General features: G+C 66.4%; 1 protein-coding gene. It reads right to left on the bottom strand.

All coding sequences use genetic code 11. The features are described from left to right. Positions 1-1,409 (bottom strand): condensation domain-containing protein (locus tag AB4Y92_RS25025; protein WP_441822079.1); only part of this gene is annotated, 1,409 nt, incomplete at both ends.

Here is a 1,409-nt window from a genome sequence, read left to right as displayed (position 1 = left end):
CCCGATGGCGACGCGATCGTCCGCGCCGACACCCAACGATCTCAGATGATGCGCAAGCCGATTGGCGCGCGCATTAAGTTCGGCGTAGCTCAGCGACTGTCCGTCCTGCTCCGCCGCGATCGCCTCCGGCGTGCGCAGGGCCTGTTGTTCGAACAGCTGATGCGCGCACTGCCCCAGCGGATAGCCGCGCTGCGTGGCGTTGTGCGCTTCCAGCACCTGCCGCCGCTCGGCTTGCGCCAGCACGCCGATCCGCCATGCGGGCGTTTCCGGCGCATGCTCCAGCGCCTCCACCAGTTGTTCCAGCACCCGGTGCATGTAGTCGCCGATGCGCTGCGCGTCGATCTTCGAGGTGATCTGCAGGCCCAGGTGGAAATCCTGCCCCTGATCGTCCACCGACAAGTTGAAGGCGTAGTTGGTCCGCTCCTTGAAATCGAGCAGTTCAACGCCTTCGCCCCACCCCAGCTCCAGGTCGATGCCCAAGGCGCCTGCGCTGTAGTGATAATTCAGCAACGCGGAAAACAGCGGCGTGGACGAAGGCAAGGCGCTGCAGCGCTGCGCCAGCGCCAGCGGCGCGTGTTCGTGCCAGACCAGTTGCGACAGGCTGGCATGGGTGCGGCGGATACTTTCGCGCACGCTCGCCTCGCCCAGGCGGATGCGCACCGGCAAGGTGTTGATGAACAAACCCATCGCGCGATCCGCGCGCGAACCGCCGTGCATGCGCCCGAACAACACCGTGCCGAACACCACGTCCTCTTGCCCGGTGGTCTTCGCCAGCACCTGGCCCCAGGCCCAGTGGAATACGCTGGCCGCGCTCACGCCCAAGGCTTTCACCTGCGCGCGGATGCGGCGCGACAGGTCGCTGTCCACCACGCGATGCGCCTCGCGGATGTCCTGGCCGCCGCCTTGCACGTCCTTCAAGCCGAACGGCGCGGTCGGTTCCTCGACATCGCCGAGCATCTCGCGGAAATATTGTTCGTGTTCCTGCACGCTCACGCCCAGGCGCGCCTGGGCGACGAAATCGCGGAACGGCACCGGCTCGGACAGTTCATCGTCGCGGCCGCTCTGGATCAGGGCCAGTTCCTGCATCAGCAGGTCGCTGGTGATGTGATCCATGATCAAATGATGCTGCAGCAACACCAGCAGCCAACGCTGCTGGCTGGCGTCGAAGGCGGCGAAGCCGCGCATCTGCGGCGCGCTGCGCACGTCCAGGCGGTAATGCGACGGATCGGTGTAAGCGCGCAGATGCGTTTCGACATCGGCGCCGTCCAGCACCAGCGTCTCCACCTCGATCGTCGCTTCGCGCCAGACCACCTGCACCGGTTCGGGCAGGCCTTCCCACTGCACCGCGGTGCGCAGCACGTCGTGACGGTCGATCACCGTCTGCAGCGCTTCCACGAAGCCGTCCCGTC

Origin of the sequence: Lysobacter sp. TAB13 (genome assembly GCF_052113885.1) — a bacterium.
Lineage (GTDB): Bacteria > Pseudomonadota > Gammaproteobacteria > Xanthomonadales > Xanthomonadaceae > Lysobacter > Lysobacter gummosus.
Note: the sequence above shows the minus strand (reverse complement) of the source record. Positions and strands in the feature narration are given on the sequence as shown.